The following is an 18616-nucleotide window of genomic DNA, read 5'->3' as shown; positions in this document are numbered from 1 at the left end:
CAACGGACGCGTGATCGGCGCGGGGCCCCGGTTCGGGGCCGGTGCGCGGCTGACCGGCGCCGGGCCCCGGCGCGAGGGCGGTGGGCGCGGGGCTGTAGACGGGTCCGACTGGAACGGGGGCGCGGCGGGGCTGCGGACGGGTCCGGCTTGGCACGCGGGCGCGGCGGAGCGGCGGCGCTCAGCAGGCGCTCAGCGGGTGAAGAGCGGATCTCCCGGGAGGCTCGCCGTCGGCGGGAGGAGGGCCAGGTCCAGGCCCTGGACCAGTGCGGCGCGCAGCGTCTCGTCGCCGGCCAGCGCCCCGGCCAGCCGGTTCGCGGCGGCGGTCACGTCGGCGCCGTCGGCGAGCACCAGGGTCAAGGTGCCGTCGGTGCCCGGGCCGCCGGGGGTGAGGTGGGCGCGGGCGATGCCCGGCTCCGCGGCGACGGCGGCGCGCAGCGCGGACCGCACCTCGGGGTCGGTCAGCGGGTCGGTACGGGCCGGTCCGGCCGCGGCGGCGCGCAGCGCGGCACCGGTCAGTTCGTACGTCACCGGTCCGGCCAGGTCGATCAGCAGCGTGTCCGCGTGCTCGTGGGCGAGCGCCTGGAGGGCCTGGTGCAGCGGCACGGCCACCGGGCGGGCGTCCGCGCGCCAGCTCGCCAGCGACCGGGTCGAGGTGAAGGCGGGCAGCGCGCGCCGCCCGTCCGGCGCCTGGATGGTCGGCACCGCCATGTCACTGCTCTTCTCCCGGGTCAGCCCGTCGGGTCCGGTCTCCGCCTCGCCGAGCACCGCCACGACCGGGACGAGCAGCCGTGCCCCGTGCAGCGCCGCCACCACGTCCGCGTCCGAGGCCCGCCCCGCCGCGTAGGCCGCGAGTGCTTCGGCCAGCGCCACGTCCGCCGACCCGTCGTCCTCCGCGAACCCGGAGTCCGGAATATTCTTCAACGCCACGAAGGCACCCTATCCGCCGGGCCGGGCGCGCCCCGGCGCGGTGCCGCCGGCACCGCCACACCACGGCCCTGGCCGCCCACCGACGCCCCGCGCCTTCCGCCGTGCCGCGCGGTGCGAACCCGCTCTCAGGTCCGCCGGCGGACCCGGAAGTAGAGCAGGCCCGCCACGGCGATGAGGGCGGCGCCGACCGCGGCGAAGGCGGTGGCCGCGCCGTTGGCGAGGAGCTGGGACGAGGAGGCCGCCGCGGGCGGGGCGGTCGGGCCGGGCGCGAAGTACGCGTGCGGGTAGGCCGCGGGCGTGGGCAGCACCGGGGCCGGCTTGAGCTTCTTCGCCGCGGCGAGCGCGGCCGCGGGGTCGATCAGCCCGGTGCCGACCTCGTCGTTCCGCCCGCCCGCGGGCTTGTCCCGCGTGGTCTCCTCCAGCACCTGCTTGACCTGCGCCGGGCTGAGCTTCGGGTTCGCGGAGCGGATCAGCGCGGCGGCCCCCGAGGCGTACGCGGAGGCCGCGCTGGTGCCCCATCCGTTGTAGTAGGTCCGGTCGGGGTCGGCGATGACGACCTCGACGCCGGGCGCGGAGACGGACGCGTACCACCGGTGGGTGGAGAAGGAGGCGTGCTCGCCGTGCCGGTCGACCGCCGCCACGGCGATCACCCCGGGATAGGCGGCGGGGTAGGACGAGCGGTCGGCGGCGTCGCCGCCGTTGCCCGCGGACGCGACGACCACGACGCCCTTGCCCAGCGCGTAGCGGATCGCGTCGTCCTCGGCGGCGACCGGCGCCGCGGTGGCGCTGTCGTCGCCGAGCGAGAGGTTGATGACGTCGGCGCCGTGGTCGACGGCCCAGCGGATGCCGGCGGGCAGGGCGTCGCCGCGGTCGGTCCTGGCCTTCTGCCGCTGCGGGTCCTTGTCCTCCAGGATCACCCGGACCGGCAGGATACGGGCCTGCGGGGCGATGCCGAGCACGCCGTCGCCGTTCCCCGGGCCGTGGCCGTGTCCGGCGATGATCGCCGCCATCCCGGTGCCGTGCTTGGCCCACGCCTTGTCACCGGGTTTCGCGCCGAACCCGACCTCGTCCTTGCCCTGGAGCACCTGGCCGGTGAGGTCGGGGTGGGTCGGGTCGACGCCGGTGTCCAGCACCGCCACGGTGACGCCGGCGCCCTTGGTGGTCCGCCACGCGGCTTGCGCGTGCAGCGCGGACAGCGCCCAGTCGGAGGCGCGTGCGCTGTCGGCGGCGGCGGGAGCGGCGGCGAGCGCGACCGTCGCACCGGCCGCCACCAGCGCGGCGAGGGCGCGGACGGCGGCGCTGGTGGCGCGCGCCGGGCGACGAGCGGAAGTGGCGGCGGGCGTGGTGGCGACCGGAGTCGCGGCGCCGCGTGCGCGCTGGGCGGGGGTCATCCGTGGTGCTCCGGGCCGGTGGTCGGCGGGTGGCGCAGCGCGGCGACGGCCGTCTGCAGGTGGTCGTCGACGGCGGAGGCGAGCCCGGTGGCGTCGAAGCCGAGTCCGGCCTGCGCGGGCGGGGTGGTGGCGCCTTGCGCGTCGGCCTTGTCCGCGGGCTGCGGCTGGGGGACGGTGCGGCCGTCGGCGAAACCGCTGACGGCGTAGACCACGAACGGCAGGTCGGCGGAGACCTGGACGTCCCAACTCCCGCGCTGGCGGTCCCCGAAGCGGGCGGCGGGGGTGCCGGGGAACGCGACGGGCTTCGGCAGCAGGTCGATCCGCTCGCCGAGGTGCTGGTCGGTCCACCGCTTGGCGAGCGCGTTCATCGCCGGGGCCTGGCCGGAGCCGACGAGCAGGCCGACCGTGGTGACGGTGGTCGAGGTGCTGTCGACGTACGTGGCGCGCAGCAGGCGTGTGCAGCCGGCCGGCGCCAGCACCTGCTGGAGCAGCGGGTCGAAGGCACCGGTGCAACTCGCGGGCGCGGCCACGCCGATCCGGGTCCAGGAGCGGTCGGCGCCGCCGGGCCCGCCGTCCTTGCCGTCGACGGAGGGCGGGAACAGCTTGTCCACCGGGGTGTTGCGCCACACGTCGCGGGCCTGCGCGAACGCCTGCGGGCTGCCGTCCGCGACCGGCGCGGGCGGGTGCGGACTGTGCGTGATCACGGCGCCCGCGACGGCCCCGCCGACCAGGCCGAGCCCGACCACCAGGCACGCGGCGGCGAGCACCCGCCGGCTCCGGGTGGACGCGGCCCTGGCCGGCGGCGCGGGGACGACCGGGTGCGGGTACGCAGGCGCGGGCGGCACCGGCGGCGGCACAGACTCGGCTGCGGCTGCGGCTGCGGCAGGCGGCTCAACGGGCGCCGGGGGAACGGCCGGTGCGGGCGGCGGGGATGCCGGGGGCGGCGGTATGACGGGGGCCGCCGCGGTCGCCGGGGGGCGGGACGGCGGCGCCGGGGGCATCGTGGGAGAGGTGCGCGGGGTCGCCGTGGCCGGTGGTCCGGCCGGCGGGGGCGGAAACGCCGAGGGCGGGACCGCGGACGGCGGCGCCTGGTGCGGCTGCTCCGCCGGCAGCGGTTGCGCGGCGGGCCGGGGCGGCACGGAAGGCGGCGGGGGCACGGGAGTTGAGCGCTCCCGTTCCGGTGGGCCGGGTGGGCCAGGTGAGCCAGGTGGGCCGGGTGGCGGCGGGGGCGGCCCGGCCGGCGGTCGGCCGGCGGTGGGATGGAGGGTGGGGAAGGAAGCAGGCGGGGTGCTTCCGTTGTCCACTCCGGTGCTCACCCGGCGCTCCCTCGTGACCGTTCCCGTCGATGTGCGCGTCACTCTACGGGGTTGCCGCGGGGTGCGGTTGCCACTGGGCGGAGCCGAGGGGTCTACCGCTCGGTAGGTGTGTCTGGCAGGCTGCGTCCATGGCCCACCGCACTGCCGACCGGGTCCGGTACGACCGGGCCACCGCGCACCTCGACGCGCCGCTGGCGATCGTCGATCTCGATGCCTTCGACGCGAACGCCGCGGACCTGGTCCGGCGGGCGGGCGGGAAGCCGATCAGGATCGCCTCGAAGTCGGTGCGCTGCCGCGCGCTGCTCGAACGCGCCCTGGCCCGTGAGGGTTTCGAGGGCATCATGTCCTTCACCCTCGCCGAGTCGCTGTGGCTGGCCCGCACCGGTTTCACCGACGTGCTGCTGGCCTACCCGTCCGCCGACCGGGACGGCTTCGCCGAGCTGACCGCCGACCCGAAGCTGGCCCGTACGGTCACGGTGATGGTCGACGACCTCGCGCAGCTCGACCTGATCGACGCGGCGCGCGGTGCGGGCGGCACCGAGACGGTCCGCGTTTGTCTCGAACTCGACACCAGTCTGCGGAAGTTGGGCGGCCGGCTGCGGATCGGCGCGCTGCGCTCGCCGCTGCACTCGCCGGAGCGCATAGCCGACACGGCCCGCGCGATCGGTGCCCGGCCGGGGTTCCGGGTGGTCGGCATCATGGCCTACGAAGGGCACATCGCGGGGGTCGGTGACACGCTGAAGGGCCGCCCCGCACGGTCGTTGGCGATCCGGCTGATGCAGTCCGCGGCACGCCGGGAGCTGGCGGCGCGGCGCGCGGAGGCGGTGCGGGCGGTCCGCGCGGTCGTGCCCGACCTGGAGTTCGTCAACGGCGGCGGCACCGGCAGCGTGCAGTCCACCGCGGCCGAGAACGCGGTCACCGAGATCGCGGCCGGCTCCGGCCTCTACGTGCCGCGGCTGTTCGACAACTACACGTCCTTCCGGGGCCGCCCGGCCGCGCTGTTCGGCCTGCCCGTGGTGCGCCGCCCCGGCGTCGGCGTGGTCACGGTGCTCGGCGGCGGCTACCCGGCCTCGGGCGCGGCCGGCCCGGACCGGCTGCCGGTGCCGTACCTGCCGGAGGGGCTGCGCTACGACGCGCAGGAGGGTCCGGGCGAGGTGCAGACCCCGCTGCTCGGCTCGGCCGCCGACGACCTGCTGATCGGCGACAAGGTGTGGTTCCGGCACGCGAAGGCGGGCGAACTGTGCGAGCGCTTCGACCGGTTGCGGCTGATCGAGGGCGACCGGGTGGTGGCGGAGGTGCCGACGTACCGGGGCGAGGGCAAAACGTTCCTGTGAGCGGCGAGGTGGCGGCTCCCGAACGGTCGGGGAGCCGCCGCCTCGTTGCCGGATCGGCGGCGGCCGGGGCTGTCAGGCGCCCGGGCCACCGGTCAGACGCCGGTGCCGCCCGTGCTCCCGCCGGAGCCGGCGCTGCTGTCGGCCTTGATGCCCTGGGTGATCTGGTCGATGACGTCCTGACCGGGCGCCTTGGCGGTGATGTCGAAGCCGAAGCGGACGATGACGATCTGGCTGCTGTGGCTCGGGGACGGGAACGCGAGCGACTCGACGTAGCCGCCGGTGCCCGACTTGGTGCTGATCTTCCAGCGGACCAGGTAGCCCTGCTGTCCGGCGACGGTGACCGCCTTGGACTGGAGCTGCTGGTGCGAGGTCGTCGCGCCGTAGGTGTCGGAGTTGTAGGACGAGGACGCGTTGCCCGCGATGTCCTGCTTGGCGGCGGCCTCGGCCGTGGTCGCGGTGATCTTCAGCGACTTCGCGGGTTCCGAGTAGGCGCCGCCGAGCGAGCAGGACTGCTGGCCGGTGGTGTCGTTGGGGCAGTCGTAGCTGCCGGTGGAGACGCTGGCGCTGCCGTCCTGGGAGGTGCCGCCGGTCCAGCCGTCGAGGACGGGCAGGCTGATGCCGTCGAGGAGGTCCACGGCCGGGCCGCCGTCGGAGGGGGCGCCGGGGTCGTCGGGGTTGCTCGGGTCGTCCGGGTTCTGCGACTGCGGGTCCTGCGGCCCGCCGGTGTGCTGCGGCAGGGTGGCGCTCGGCGCCGGGCTGCTCTTCTTGTCGGCGCTGTCGCTGCCGTTGTTGCCCACCGCGACGACCGCGGCGACGATGCCGCCGATGACGACGAGCGCGACCACGATGGCGATCGCCACGGTGCGCGGGCGCCGGTTGCCGCCGCCCGGCGAGCCTATGACGTCACCCGAGGGGTACGGCGCGTACGAGGGCTGGCCGCCGTAGAGCTGCTGCCCGTTCGCGGGGGCACCGGTCGGCACGGGCGCCGTCCTGGTGTACTCCGTCCACGTGGTCCCGTCCCACCAGCGTTCCATGGCCGGGCCGTTGCCTGTGTGCCCGGGCTCTGGGTACCAGCCGGGCGGGGTCGTCGTCGTCACGGCGTCACCTTATGGCCCCAGCATGAGAATCCTGTAAGGACGGGGGTCACATCCCGGTCACGCCCCGGGTCCGGTGCCGCCGGGGCCGCGCGTGCGCCGCGGGCGCCTGCCGCCGGCCGGTGGCGCGGGGTACGCCCGGGCGCCGCGCAGCGCCGCCCCGAGGACCGCGGGCGCCTCCACCAGCGAGGGTCCGTACCAGGTCAGGTGCCGTCCGCTGACCAGCGCGGCGGGCAGCCCCGGGAACGACTCGGGGCCGTCGTCCGCGGTGAAGCGGTAGGGCTCGTCGGGCAGCACGACGAGGTCGGGGGCGGGCAGGCCGGCCGGGTCGAAGCGCGGGTAGCGCTCGTCGTGGTCGGCGAGGACGTGGTCGATACCGAGGCGGGCGAGCAGGTCTCCGGCGAAGGTGTCGCGGCCGAGCGCCATCCAGGGGCGCCGCCAGATCGGGACGACCGCGCGCAGCCGCCGCCCCGCCGCCGGAGCGGACCCGCCGGGGTGTACGTGCTGCGGCCCGTCGGCGGGCACGTCGTCCGGTACGTCGCGGGACGCGGGCGCGCGTACGTTGTCGTGCCCGTCCGACCGCGCGCTGTCCTGCTCGTCCGTCCGCACGGGCGGCAGGTCGCGCCACGCGGACTCGGCGGCGTCCAGCCAACCGGGCCGGCGCAGACCGCAGCCGTCGACCAGCACCCGGTGGAGCTCGGCGAACGCCTGCGGCAGCGAGCGGACCTCGGTGACCAGCACCCGCAGCCCGGCCGCCCGCAGGTCGGCCAGGTCCGGCGCGCGGTTCTCCTCCTCGTTGGCGATCACCAGGTCGGGGGCGAGGGCGGCGACCGCGGCCGTGTCGGGGTTCTTGGTGCCGCCGATCCGCGCCACGTCCAGGTCGGCCGGATGGGTGCACCAGTCGGTGGCGCCGACGAGCAGACCGGGCGCGGTCGCGGCGACCGCCTCGGTCAGCGACGGCACCAGGGACACCACCCGCCGTACCGCCGGCCGGACGGGCTCCTGTTCGGTCATCACCCCACGGTACGGCGGCCTGTCGGTGGGGCGTGCGATGCTGGCCGCGTGACGAACAAGAAGCCAGGCGGCGGCGACCGCACCGGCGGGGAGCTGCTGCTGCTCGACACCGCCAGCCTCTACTTCCGCGCGTACTTCGGGGTGCCGGAGTCGGTGCGGGCGCCCGACGGCACCCCGGTCAACGCGGTGCGCGGCCTGATCGACTTCATCGCGCGGCTCGTCACCGACCACTCCCCCACCGCGCTGGTGGCGTGCATGGACGCGGACTGGCGGCCCCAGTGGCGGGTCGACCTCATCCCCTCCTACAAGGCGCACCGCGTCGCCGACCCCGAGGCGGGCAGCGAGGAGGTGCCCGACACGCTCTCCCCGCAGGTCCCGGTGATCGAGGCGGTGCTCGACGCGCTCGGCATCGCCCGGGTCGGCGTGCCGGACTACGAGGCGGACGACGTGATCGGCACCCTCGCCACCGCCTCCACCGGGCCCGTGGCCATCGTCACCGGCGACCGCGACCTCTTCCAGCTCGTCGACGACGACCGAGGGGTGCGCGTGCTCTACCCGCGCAAGGGCGTCGGCGACTGCGACGTGATCGACGCGGAGGCCATCGCGACCCGCTACGGGGTCCGGGCGGACCAGTACGCCGACTTCGCCGCGCTGCGCGGTGACCCGAGCGACGGACTGCCGGGGGTCAAGGGCATCGGCGAGAAGACCGCGGCCGAACTGGTCACCCTCTACGGCGACCTGGCCGGTGTCCGCTCCGCCGCCGACGAGCCGTTCTCCAAGCTCACCCCGGCCCGCCGCCGGAACATCCTCGCGGCCTCCGGGTATCTCGACGTGGCCCCCAAGGTGGTGCGCGTCGCCACCGACGTTCCGCTTCCCGCGTTCGACGCCACGCTTCCGTCCCGGCCCGCGGACCCGGCCGCTCTCGCGGCCCTCACCGAGCGCTGGGGACTGGCCAACCCGCTCTCCCGCCTGCTCGCGGCACTGGGCTGAGCCGCCGGTCGGCCCCACCGGGAGCGGCACGACCTGAGCCGCCGGGTCACCGCCCCGGCGCTCACCCGAGGGGCGCAGCAGCGCGCGCCCCGGCGCTCAGGCCGACTCGCGGATGACCTGTGTGAGCCACTGGCGGTAGGCCGCCTTGTCCGCGCGGAAGGCGCGGCTGACCACGACATGGCCGGCGGACACCCTCCAGCCGGCCGATCCCGCGACGGGCAGCACGGTGATCGTCAGCTCGAACGGGCGGGCCCTGCGGCCGATCTCCGCCTCCACCGCGGCCACAAGGCCGTTCTCGCTGCCGGGTGTCCTGAGCGGCGAGGCTTCGTGGTGCCGGTCGGCGCTCCACCGCGCGGCGTCGTCATGGCACGCGTCCACCAGCGCGCCGAGTTCCGCGCCCTTGAACCCACGGTCCGGCCGGTGGAAACCTCGCCCGGGTCCGTCCTGCCTCGCCAACTCCTGGTCCCACCAGCGCGCCCACTGCACCGACGCCGCCGGTACGGCGAGCGGAGCGAGGTCCGCCCGGATCTCGACGGCAGGCACCACGGCCGGCACCTCGACCGCCACGACCGGCTGCAGACCGGCGGCGTCACGGAGGTACAACCCCATCAGGAGGCCGACAGGCGTGTCGATTCTCATCAGCCGGCTCGACGATCCCACGTACTGCATGGCGCCATGCTCCCGCCGACCGCGATCCGCGTCACCAGGAACCCCGAAGTCCGCGTTCCCGGCAGCACGTTCGGCCCCGCCACGCGGTGTGCGCGGCGGGGCCGTACAGCGTGACGCAGCGTCACTTCTCCTTGTCGGAGGTCGAGTCGGCGCCGGTCAGGACGCTTTCCCGCGCGCCCGGTTGACGGCGGCGAGCACCGAGCGGACCGAGGCGGTGAGCACCGAGGTGTCCTGTCCCGCGCCCCACCAGGTGTCCTCGCCCGACCTGATCCGGACGTACGCGACCGCCGCGCTGTCGGGGCCGGGGCCGGTGGCGTGTTCGGCGTAGTGCTCGATGTGCACGGGGACGCCCGCGGTCGCCAGCGCGTCGGCGAGCGCGGACAGCGGCCCGTTGCCGGCGCCCGTGACCGTACGACCGCGGTCCGGGGCCGCCTGGTTCGCCGGGTCCGCCGCGTCCTCGGCAGTGGCGTCGTGCAGGGTGCCGGTGAACTCGTGGCGTCCCGGGGCGACTTCGGCGGCGTGCCAGCCGGTCAGGGTGAGCGGGCCGCGGTCGGCGGGCATGAGGTAGGCGCTCTGGAAGAGGTCCCACAGGGCCTTCGCGGTGACCTCCTCACCGCTGTCGTCGGCGGCGGCCTGCACGATCCGGGAGAAGTCGGCGCGCAGGGCCGGCGGCAGGTCCAGGCCGTACCGGTCCTTGAGCAGGTAGGCGATACCGCCCTTGCCGGACTGGCTGTTGACGCGGATCACCGCTTCGTAGTCGCGCCCGAGGTCGGCGGGGTCGATCGGCAGGTAGGGCACGTCCCAGGGCGCCTGGGCCGGCGGCAGGCCCAACTCGGCGGCGCGGCGGGCGTGGTGCTCGAAGCCCTTCTTGATGGCGTCCTGGTGGGTGCCGGAGAAGGCGGTGTGCACCAGGTCCCCGACGTAGGGGTGGCGGCCGGGCACCGGCAGGCGGTTGCAGTACTCGACGGTGGCGCGGATCGCGTCGATGTCGGAGAAGTCCAGCATGGGGTCGACGCCTTGGGTGTGCAGGTTCAGCGCGAGGGTGACCAGGTCCACGTTGCCGGTGCGCTCGCCGTTGCCGAACAGGCAGCCCTCGACCCGCTGCGCCCCGGCGAGCAGGGCGAGTTCGGCGCAGGCCACCCCGGTGCCGCGGTCGTTGTGCGGGTGCACCGACAGGATCACCGCGTCCCTGCGGTCGAGGTGGCGGTGCATGTACTCGATCTGGTCGGCGTAGATGTTGGGCGTGGCGATCTCCACGGTGGCCGGGAGGTTGTGGATCACCGGGCGGTCCGGGGCTGCGTCCCACAGCGCGGTCAGGCCGTTGCAGACCTCCAGGACGTAGTCGGGCTCGGTGAGGTTGAAGACCTCGGGCGAGAACTGGAAGCGCACGCCGGGCCGCCCGTCCCCGAGCCGGGCCATCAAGGTGGCCGACTCCTCGATGAGCGCGCGCAGTTCGGCCCGCTCCCGGCCGATGACGACCTCGCGCCAGACCGGCGCGGTCGCGGTGTACAGGTGCACCACCGCGCGCGGCAGGCCGGCGATCGAGGCGAAGGTCCGCTCGATCAGGTCGGCCCGGGCCGCGGTGAACACGACCACGGTCACGTCGTCGGGTACCGCGCCGGAGGTGGCGAGGCGGCGGACGAAGTCGAAGTCGGCGCGGCTCGCCGAGGGGTAGCCGACCTCGATCTCCTTGAAGCCCATCGCGACCTGGACGTCGAACATCCGGCGCTTGCGGGCCGGGTCCATCGGCTCGGCGAGCGCCTGGTTGCCGTCCCGCAGGTCCACCGGGACCCACAGCGGCGCGTGCTCGATCCGCTGGGAGGGCCAGTACCGTCCGCCGGTGGTCCGCACCTCGACGCGCTCCCGCGCGGGCCGGTAGCGGTGGTACGGCATCGCGCTGCCGCGCTGCGGGTTCCACCAGGGGGCTCCGGCGGGCACCGGGCCGGCCGGGGTGCGCAGCGCGGGCGCCGCGGCGTCGCCGGGGGCGCTGCCGGTGGAGGCGTCGGGCCGGGCGGCGGGTACGGCGCCGGCCGGTGGCTGGGCGGGGTGCGGGTCGCCCGGGCGGGCGCCGCCGGCCGGGTGGTGTGCGGGGTGCGTGGTCATGGTGGGGCCGATCCGTTCGTGGTCGCCGGTTGGTCGACCGGCAGCACGAAACCCCGCGGCGGGGTGCCGGTCTCCTCAGGCCCCGCCGCGGCGGCCGAGAAGAAGGCTCCGCTGCGTCATGGCGGACACCTTAGTCACATCTCAGGTCCTCAGACAAGCTGAGAGGTCATCCCAGCCGATAGAGTCGGGGCCCCGGGGGGTGGACGGAGAGGTGGAGACGGCAATGGCGCTCGGTTCGCTGCGGCCCAGCCCGCTGGTCGAGCAGGCGGCGGAGCGGCTGCGGGAGCAGATCACCGGCGGGCAGTGGCCGGTCGGCACGAAGCTGCCCGGTGAGACCACGCTCGCCACCCTGCTGGGGGTGGGCCGCTCCACCGTGCGCGAGGCGCTGCGGGCGCTGGCGGGCGCGGGGATGGTGCGGACCCGGCAGGGCGCGGGGGTCTTCGTCATCGCCGACCGCCCGGTCCAGGACTGGCCGGCCCGGCTGCGGCGCGCCGCCCTGGCCGACGTCTACGAGGTGCGCGCGATGCTGGAGGTCCAGGCCGCGCGGCTGGCGGCGGTCCGGCGCAGACCGGAGGACGTGGCGGCGCTGCGGACGGCCCTCGCGGTGCGGACGACGGCGGCCGACGACGTCTACGGCTCGGACGGCTCGGACGGCACGGACCGTACGGACCGTACGGACGACGGCGACGGCGACGGCGACGGCGACGGCGGGGACGGCAGCGGAAACGGAAGCGGCGGCGGGGCGGCCGGTGGACCGGGCGCGGCCTTCATCGACGCGGACATCGCGCTGCACACCGCCGTGGTCGCCGCCGCGTACAACCCCGTGCTCACCGACCTGTTCGCCGAGTTCGCGCCCGTGCTGCGGGAGAACATGCTGGCGCTGCTCGACCTGATGGACGTGCGCACCCACGACGAGGAGCACGGAGAGGCCGCACACGCGGCGCTGGTGGAGGCGATCGCCGCGGGCGAACCCGATCTCGCGGCGCGCGTGCTGCGTGACGAACTCTCCACCACCCAGGCCCACCTGAGGGACCGTCACCCGCACGGCGAGGACGACCCGTCGTGACCGCGTTGCTGCCACGGCCACGCAGCAGCCCGGCGCCCGGCGCGGTCCACGTGCCCGGCTGGCTCGCCCCGGACCGTCAGCGCGAACTGGTCGCCGCCTGCCGGGAATGGGCGAGCGGGCCGGTACCGATGCGGCACACCCGCCTGCCGCGCGGCGGGGTGATGTCCGTACAGACCGTCTGCGTCGGCTGGCACTGGCGCCCTTATGCCTACTCCCGCACCGCGCCCGACGTGAACGGTGCCCGGGTGACCGCATTCCCCTCCTGGCTGGCGGAGTTGGGACGTGCGGCGGTGGCCGACGCCTACCAGGACCCGGCGGCGGGCGCCGGGTACGCACCCGACACGGCGCTGGTCAACTTCTACGACGGCGCCGCCACGATGGGGATGCACCAGGACAAGGACGAGCGCTCCGACGCCCCCGTGGTCTCCCTCAGCATCGGCGACACCTGCGTCTTCCGCTTCGGCAACACCCGCACCCGCACGAAGCCCTACACCGACGTCGAGTTGGAGTCCGGGGACCTCTTCGTCTTCGGCGGCGCCTCGCGCTACGCCTACCACGGCGTCCCCAAGGTCCGCCCCCACACCGGAGATCCGGCAACGGGCCTCGTCTCAGGACGATTGAACCTGACACTGCGGGTCACCGGTCTCCCCGGGTGACCCAGCGGCCCCGGGGGAACGGCGCGAGCCCCCGTCGCCCACCAGCAAGGCGGGCGACGGGGGCCGCGGGAAGCCGCAAGTCCTTCAGCGGCTAGTCCTTCAGCAGCGCGAAGTTCGTCGTCGTGGTGGCCCCCTTCTTGATCTTCACCGTGGCCACGGTCGGCTGGTAGCCGTCCTTCGCCACGATGAGCTGGAGCGGGTTGTTACGCGTGTCGAGCCAGAGCGCGTAACTCCCGTCGGTGGCCGTCTTCAGGGTGTAGTGCGTGGCCCAGGTGTCGATCTGGACCGTCGCCCCGGCGAGCGGCGCGCCCCCGGAGGCGGAGACGACGCCGGTGATCTTCCCCCAGGTGGCCGGGGGCTTGACGGTGAACGAGACGCCGACCGGGGCGACCCGGTACGGCGTGTCACTGGCGAGGTTCAACGACGCGGTGTAGGTGCCGGGTTGGGTGATCTCGGGCACCGACGCGTCGAGCGTGACCGTGAAGCTCGCGCTCTTGCCGGGCTGCACCGTCACCGTGTCCGTGCTCTCCGACAGCCACGTGACGTCGGTGGAGCCGACCTGGTCGTAGCCGGGCAGCACCTCGGCGCTGCCGTCCGGCGTGCTGCCGACCAGACCGCCGACGGCGTAGAAGCCGGCCGAGCCGCCACCCCGGTAGAGCGAGGAGTTCGCGTTGGGCAGCGCGCTCCAGGAGTTGGCGGTCGGGTCGTACGCCCAGGTCTGGTTGGTCAGCGCGGCGGCGTTGTTGACGGCGCCGCCCTCGACCAGCAGCAGGCCGTTCGCGGCGGTGTACGCGGAACCCCACGCGTCGGTGGGCTGGTCGGCGATCGGCGACCAGGAGTCCGCGGCGGGGTCGTAGACGTAGCCGTGGGTGATGCTGCCGGCGTCGGTGGTGCCGCCCGCGCAGTAGAGCTTGCCCGCGACCGCGCCGCAGGACTCCCACGCCACCGACTCCGGGTAGGCCGCGGCCGTCGACCAGGAGTCGCTGGCCGGGTCGTACACGGTCACGTCGGTGGTGCCGCAGGCGGTGGCGGTGCAGCCACCGACCGAGTACAGCTTGCCGTCGAGTACGGCCGTGCCCGAACCGGCGTACGGCTTGGGCGAGTTCGCACCCGTCGACCAGGTGTTGCCGGCGATGTCGTAGATCTCCAGCTTGGCGTCGGGCGAGCCGTCGGGGCCCCAGCCACCGGCGGCGTAGAGCTTGCCGTCGATGATCCCGTGCGCGGGCGACTCGCGGGTGTCGGCGGCCGAGGCCAGCTTCGTCCACGCGCCGGTGTCCGCGCTGTACGCGTACAGGTCGCTGGTGTCGGTGGCGCCGGTGAAGCCGAACGCCGAGTAGACGGTGCCCTGCCAGGTGTCGACCGTGTTGTCACCGGTCGCGACCGGCAGGTCGGGGACGGTCTGCCAGGCGTCACCGGCCGCGCCCTGCGCCGCGGTCGCGGCCTGGGGCGTGGCACCGGCCTTGCCCGAACCCGCCTTGCCCGCACCGGGCTTGGCGCCGGCGCTGCCGTGCTTGGCGAGGGCCAGCGGCGAGTAGTCGCCCTTGACGAGGTTGAGCGGCGCGCCCTTGGCCTGCACCGTGACCCCGCCGGGGTTCTCGCCCACCGTGACGGTGGCCGGCGCGGTGCCGGTGTTCTTCACGGTGACCTTCTGCGTGGCGCTCTTGCCCCAGGCGACGGTCTTGTCGATCGAGGCCGGCGTCACGCTCAACTGCCCGGCCTTGAGGGTGAGATCGGTGTCCACGACGCCGTCGGACGGCACGTTGGAGGTGGCGGTGGCGGAGGTGTAGTGCGAGGCCGCCGCCGTCAGCGGGTGCTTGCCGGTCTTGTGCGAGAAGAGCCAGTAGAAGCCGTCGCCCACGTTGGGGTCGTCCGGCGTGGCCACGGTGGTGGTGTGGTCGTCGGGCGCGTCGCCGCTGGTGACGGTGGCGCCGTTGACGCCGTCACCGGTGTTGGCGTCGGTGACGTTGCCGACCACGATGCCGCCGGCCACCGGGTTGTAACTGCGCTGGCCGACGAAGACGTTGTCCAGCTCCCACCAGTAGGCCCAGTCGCCGGTGTAGTGGAAGCGCACCTTGACGTCGCTCTTGCCCGCGTAGTCGGTCAGCGGCACCTCGACGTGGCCGTTCACGGCCGTGGTGGTCTTGTTCCACACGGTGGACCAGGTGCTGCCGCCGTCGGTGGAGACGTCGACGTCGGCGACGGAGCCGGTGTACGACTTGTAGTCGGTGTCGAAGCTCAGCAGCGGGCCGGTGGCGGAACTGAGGTCGAAGGACGGCGACACGAGCGAGGTGTCCTGGCTCGCGCCCTGCCCGATGTGGTCGCTGTCGACGATGGCGAAGCCGCCGTCGCCGCCGGTGAGGTTGCCGCGGGAGCCCGGGTCGTCGAAGGTCCAACCGCCGTTGCTGCCATCGGCGTTGGAGACGGTCCAGCCGTCCGGCGGGCCGGTGGTGGAGGTGAACGGCTCGGTCGGTCCGCTCAGCGAGACCGAGTAGCCGGGAGCGTCGGTGGAGGCCGGGTCGACCGGCACCGAGACGTTGGCGGTCTGGTCGGCGGTGCCCACGGTGACCGTCTTGTCCACGGCCTGGTAGCCGGGGTAGTCCGCGGTCACGTGCAGCGTGTACGAGCTGCCCTGGGGCAGCTTCAGGGAGAAGTCGCCGGTGGTCGGGTCGGTGAAGACCGGACCGCCGGGCACGCCGGCCGCGGTGATCTTCGCGTACAGCGGCCAGCCGTGGCCGGAGCCGTCGGTGACCTTGCCGGAGACGGTCTGCTGCGGCACCGAGTCCAGCGCGAACGACTCGGTGACGGTGGCTCCGTCGTCGAGCTGCACGCCGGTGGCCGAGCCGTCCGCGTAGCCGTACGCGGAGGCGGTCAGGTCGTAGGCGCCCGGCGGGATGTCCAGCTTGTAGCTGCCGTCGGCGCCCGAAGTGGCGCTGTGGTCACCGGCCTTGACGGTCGCGCCGGAGATCGGGTCGCCGGTGGCGTGGTCGGTGACCTTGCCGGTGATCACGCCGTGCGGGCCGCTGCGGAACGCGGCCAGGCCGTTGGGCGTGCCGAGCCCGGTCGGGCCGTCGTAGCCGGGACCGGCGGTGCACAGGGCGGCCGGGGTGCAGCTGCCGTTGTTGCCGGTGGTCACGTCGTTGAGCGCGCCGGCCTGGGCGTAGGGGTACGCGTTCGGGTACGTGCCGTCGCCGGGGGTGCCGGCCGACGCGTAGACGCCCGCGATGATCGGGGACGACGCGCTGGTGCCGCCGTACACCGACCAGCCGCCGCCACCGTAGGTCTGGTAGACCGAGACGCCGGTCTCGGGGTCGGCGACCGCGGAGACGTCGGCGACCGTGCGGTTGTCGCAGGCGGTGTCGGTCTGGAAGGCCGGCTTGGGCTCGTAGAGCGAGCAGCCGGAACCGGGGCCGCCGTAGGCGTTGTTCCACACCGACTCGGACCAACCGCGGCTGGTGCCGGCGTCCTTGGTGAGCGCGGTGCCGCCGACGGAGGTGACGTACTGCGAGGCGGCCGGGTAGCTCACCCCGTAGGCGCCGTCACCGGAGGAGGCCACGACCGCCACGCCCGGGTGGTTGTAGTACGGGTCCATCGAGGTCGCCTCGGAGGGGTCCTCGCCGCTGCCGGGGGTGGAGTCGTAGCCGGTGCCGTAGGAGTTGGAGACGTACTTCGCGCCGAGCGCGACCGCCTCGTCCACCGCGGCGCCGAGGTCCTCGAAGTTCGCCGTGTCCGCCTCGACCAGCAGGATGTGGGCGTTCGGGGCGGCCGCGGAGACCATGTCGATGTCGAGGGAGATCTCGCCGGACCAGTCGGGGTCGGGCGAGGGCAGGTCGTCGGTGCCGCCGCGCTGGCTCACCTTGGTGAAGCAGCCGCTGTCCACGGTGCACGCGGGCAGCCCGAACTGGTCGCGGTAGACGGCCAGGTCGGCCGCCGCGTTCGGGTCGTCGTACGCGTCGACGATGGCGACGGTCTGGCCCGCACCGCCGTCCGCGGGAAGCGCGTACGCGCTCTGCAGGTCGCCGGCGCCGAAGCCGGCCGGGGTGGCGGCGTGCGGCTGGACCCCCTTCTTGGCGGGCACGTCGGTACGCCGCAGCGCGAAGCAGGAGAACTGGCCGGGCTTGGGGGTGCCGCACGCACGCACCGCGCTGGTATGGGACTTGGTGGCCGCGGGCGCGGCCGATGCCGTTGCCGCCAGGGGCACTTGCAGCCCCAGCGCGGCGAGCGCGGCAGTCGTGAGCGCGGCGACCACGCCGCGTCTGAGGAAGGGTATGCGCAAGGTGGGTCTCCCTTGGGCGTGACCTGATGCCGGGTGTTCGCCGGCTGCGGCCCGATCGAACCGCTGGCGTATACCTGTGCATCACCGACCCCATGGGAATCCTTTACGCATTGACGGATACCTGACATCGTTGCCACGCATCGGACCGTCACGTTTACGCCACCCGGCTCACCGCGCCCACACGGCACCCTCACCACACCCGCAGCGGATCACCACCGCACCCACACCACACGCCTCTTGACGCAGGCCGCCGACCTGCGGTGCACCCGCCTCGGATCAGCCCGGTTCCCGCGAGTCCACCCCCGCGAGCAGGGCGAGCCCGCTCTCCGCCTCGCCACCGGGCGCGGTCGTGCGGGCCACGATCCGCGCGTCGCCCCGGTGGGCGGCCAGGACGTCGCAGTCGAGTTCCGGCCGCGAGGTCGCGTACGCCCGGACCCGGCCCCCCGACCCGGACCCGGCGGCCGTTCCGGTCAGTCCAGCCAGCCGTTGCGGGCCGCGTGCCAGACGAGCTGGATGCGGTTGTCGACACCCGCCGTACGCTGCATCGCCGCGATCCGGCGCTGGACGGTGCGGATCGCGACGCCGAGCGAGCGGGCCATGGCGGCGTCGGTGCTGCCCATCACGAGCATCGCGAGAATGCGCTGCTGGAGGGTGCTGTCGCCCGTGCCGGGGCGGGCCAGCGGCACCCCGCCGGACCAGACGCTCTCGAAGAGCATCACCAGGGCGTCGAGCAGGCCGCTCGCACCGATCACCAGCATGACCGGTTCGGGCGGCAGGGTGTCGGCGCCGAGCAGGACGAGGGCCACCGAGCGGTCCGCGACGCACATCCGGATCGGCAGCCGGTCGACCACGCGGACGTCCGCGCCCGGTGGCAGGACGTCGAGGGCGCTGTCCACGCCGTCGGGCTCCTTCTGCACCGCGGCGCGCTCGACGACGACCCGGCGGCGGACCGTGGACACCCCCGATCCGATGGCCTGGAGGAACCCGGCCGGCCCGCCCGCTGTGGCGAAATCCGCCGAGCCCGCCTGCCCGTCCGCCCGGTCCGGGCCGCCCGACGCGCCCGGGCCACCCGCAGCGCCCAGCTCATCCGGCCCACCCGACGCGCCCAGCTCATCCGGATCACCTGGATCACCCGGATCACCCCGCCCGCCGGGCAACTCCGGCTCCACCACCTCCGTGCCCCCGGGTGCGAAGACCAGCAACTCCCCCCGAGCCTGCCGCAGTACGGCGTCCAGCCGGACCCGGACCGCCTCGGCGCCCGCTACGGCCTGGACCACCTCCTCGGCCCGGTGGCCCTCGTGCACCCGCTGGTACTCCACCGCGAGCCGGTCGAACAGCGCCCGGCCGCGCACCAGTTGCTCCTGTACGCGGGACAGCAGCGGGAGCAGCCCCTCGTGCGGCGGCAGCGGGTACCAGCGGTCGTCCAGGCCCAGCCGGGCCAGGCCGCGTGCGGCCAGTTCCACGCACGCGGCCCGCGCGGCCTCCTCGGACAGCCCCGCCTGCCGGGCCAGTTCGGCGACCGCCACTCCCCTGGTCGCCACCAGCAGCGGATAGGCCCGGTCCGCGTGGGCACTCAACCCGAGTGCTTCAAACGGGCGTTCGGTCATGATCGTGAACTGTAGTCCCCGGCCCCCGGCCGAAGGTCGGACTTTGCCGATCCCGTCGCACCCCCGACCGTACACGGGCGATCCGCGCACAAGGGGTCAGCTACGCAAGGGAGCCCATACACGACCGATACGTGACCGACGGGTCACCGAACGTGTCCACCCGGCCGCGGCGGACC

13 protein-coding genes are annotated in these 18616 nt (G+C 74.7%); 4 read left to right on the top strand and 9 right to left on the bottom strand.

The window, feature by feature from the left end; genetic code table 11:
• Positions 1 to 189 precede the first annotated feature (189 nt).
• The 3 genes from ACIPAE_RS16035 to ACIPAE_RS16025 all read right to left on the bottom strand — a co-directional run bounded on the left by ACIPAE_RS16035 (position 190) and on the right by ACIPAE_RS16025 (position 3085).
• Positions 190 to 927, bottom strand: a complete 738-nt coding sequence (locus ACIPAE_RS16035; RefSeq protein WP_402445600.1) for an SseB family protein — start codon at positions 925 to 927, stop codon at positions 190 to 192.
• Between the two features lie 125 nt (positions 928 to 1052).
• Entirely contained in the window at positions 1053 to 2318 is a 1266-nt protein-coding gene (gene mycP / locus ACIPAE_RS16030) for a type VII secretion-associated serine protease mycosin (RefSeq protein ID WP_402445598.1), read from the bottom strand.
• Complete coding sequence (locus ACIPAE_RS16025; protein ID WP_366412209.1) at positions 2315 to 3085, bottom strand: hypothetical protein; 771 nt, start codon at positions 3083 to 3085, stop codon at positions 2315 to 2317. The genes mycP and ACIPAE_RS16025 overlap by 4 nt, the downstream gene beginning before the upstream one ends.
• A gap of 677 nt (positions 3086 to 3762) precedes the next feature.
• Between ACIPAE_RS16025 and ACIPAE_RS16020 the strand changes: the two genes are divergently transcribed.
• The gene (locus ACIPAE_RS16020) at positions 3763 to 4968 is read left to right on the top strand and encodes an amino acid deaminase/aldolase (RefSeq protein WP_402445596.1); all 1206 of its coding nucleotides are present in this window, start codon (positions 3763 to 3765) and stop codon (positions 4966 to 4968) included.
• Between the two features lie 92 nt (positions 4969 to 5060).
• Here ACIPAE_RS16020 and ACIPAE_RS16015 read toward each other — a convergent pair whose 3' ends face one another.
• On the bottom strand, positions 5061 to 6065 hold the full coding sequence (locus ACIPAE_RS16015; RefSeq protein WP_402445594.1) for a DUF2510 domain-containing protein: 1005 nt from the start codon (positions 6063 to 6065) through the stop codon (positions 5061 to 5063).
• 57 nt (positions 6066 to 6122) lie between these two features.
• The gene (locus ACIPAE_RS16010; RefSeq protein ID WP_402445592.1) at positions 6123 to 7076 is read right to left on the bottom strand and encodes a helical backbone metal receptor; all 954 of its coding nucleotides are present in this window, start codon (positions 7074 to 7076) and stop codon (positions 6123 to 6125) included.
• A gap of 96 nt (positions 7077 to 7172) precedes the next feature.
• Here ACIPAE_RS16010 and ACIPAE_RS16005 point away from each other — a divergent pair, with 96 nt between their 5' ends.
• Complete coding sequence (locus ACIPAE_RS16005; protein ID WP_402445919.1) at positions 7173 to 8066, top strand: 5'-3' exonuclease H3TH domain-containing protein; 894 nt, start codon at positions 7173 to 7175, stop codon at positions 8064 to 8066.
• A 96-nt stretch (positions 8067 to 8162) separates the two neighbouring features.
• Here the strand turns inward: ACIPAE_RS16005 and ACIPAE_RS16000 are convergent, their stop codons facing one another.
• Positions 8163 to 8735, bottom strand: coding sequence for a hypothetical protein (locus ACIPAE_RS16000; RefSeq protein ID WP_402445590.1), 573 nt, complete (start codon positions 8733 to 8735; stop codon positions 8163 to 8165).
• Between the two features lie 156 nt (positions 8736 to 8891).
• Complete coding sequence (locus tag ACIPAE_RS15995; protein WP_402445917.1) at positions 8892 to 10628, bottom strand: 2-isopropylmalate synthase; 1737 nt, start codon at positions 10626 to 10628, stop codon at positions 8892 to 8894.
• 433 nt (positions 10629 to 11061) lie between these two features.
• Between ACIPAE_RS15995 and ACIPAE_RS15990 the strand changes: the two genes are divergently transcribed.
• Positions 11062 to 11904, top strand: coding sequence for a FadR/GntR family transcriptional regulator (locus ACIPAE_RS15990; protein WP_402445588.1), 843 nt, complete (start codon positions 11062 to 11064; stop codon positions 11902 to 11904).
• The gene (locus ACIPAE_RS15985; protein WP_402445587.1) at positions 11901 to 12560 is read left to right on the top strand and encodes an alpha-ketoglutarate-dependent dioxygenase AlkB family protein; all 660 of its coding nucleotides are present in this window, start codon (positions 11901 to 11903) and stop codon (positions 12558 to 12560) included. Before ACIPAE_RS15990 ends, ACIPAE_RS15985 begins: the two co-directional genes overlap by 4 nt.
• 91 nt (positions 12561 to 12651) lie before the next feature.
• On the opposite strand, the gene ACIPAE_RS15980 is transcribed toward ACIPAE_RS15985, so the two are convergent.
• Complete coding sequence (locus tag ACIPAE_RS15980; RefSeq protein ID WP_402445585.1) at positions 12652 to 16833, bottom strand: carboxypeptidase regulatory-like domain-containing protein; 4182 nt, start codon at positions 16831 to 16833, stop codon at positions 12652 to 12654.
• A 470-nt stretch (positions 16834 to 17303) separates the two neighbouring features.
• Positions 17304 to 18440, bottom strand: coding sequence for a hypothetical protein (locus tag ACIPAE_RS15975; protein WP_402445583.1), 1137 nt, complete (start codon positions 18438 to 18440; stop codon positions 17304 to 17306).
• Positions 18441 to 18616: the final 176 nt, after the last annotated feature.

The sequence above is a fragment of the Streptomyces sp. NPDC087270 genome, from assembly GCF_044744625.1.
Lineage (GTDB): Bacteria > Actinomycetota > Actinomycetes > Streptomycetales > Streptomycetaceae > Actinacidiphila.
The sequence above is the reverse complement of the archived record's forward strand: the minus strand, read 5'-3'. Positions and strand labels throughout refer to the sequence as shown.

Excerpts from the sequence above, each read along its gene's own strand:
- ACIPAE_RS16020 (WP_402445596.1), top strand. The coding sequence starts at position 3,763 with ATGGCCCACCGCACTGCCGACCGGGTCCGGTACGACCGGGCCACCGCG.
- ACIPAE_RS15995 (WP_402445917.1), bottom strand. The coding sequence starts at position 10,628 with ATGCCGTACCACCGCTACCGGCCCGCGCGGGAGCGCGTCGAGGTGCGG.
- ACIPAE_RS15990 (WP_402445588.1), top strand. The coding sequence starts at position 11,062 with ATGGCGCTCGGTTCGCTGCGGCCCAGCCCGCTGGTCGAGCAGGCGGCG.
- mycP (WP_402445598.1), bottom strand. The coding sequence starts at position 2,318 with ATGACCCCCGCCCAGCGCGCACGCGGCGCCGCGACTCCGGTCGCCACC.
- ACIPAE_RS16000 (WP_402445590.1), bottom strand. The coding sequence starts at position 8,735 with ATGCAGTACGTGGGATCGTCGAGCCGGCTGATGAGAATCGACACGCCT.
- ACIPAE_RS16010 (WP_402445592.1), bottom strand. The coding sequence starts at position 7,076 with ATGACCGAACAGGAGCCCGTCCGGCCGGCGGTACGGCGGGTGGTGTCC.
- ACIPAE_RS15975 (WP_402445583.1), bottom strand. The coding sequence starts at position 18,440 with ATGACCGAACGCCCGTTTGAAGCACTCGGGTTGAGTGCCCACGCGGAC.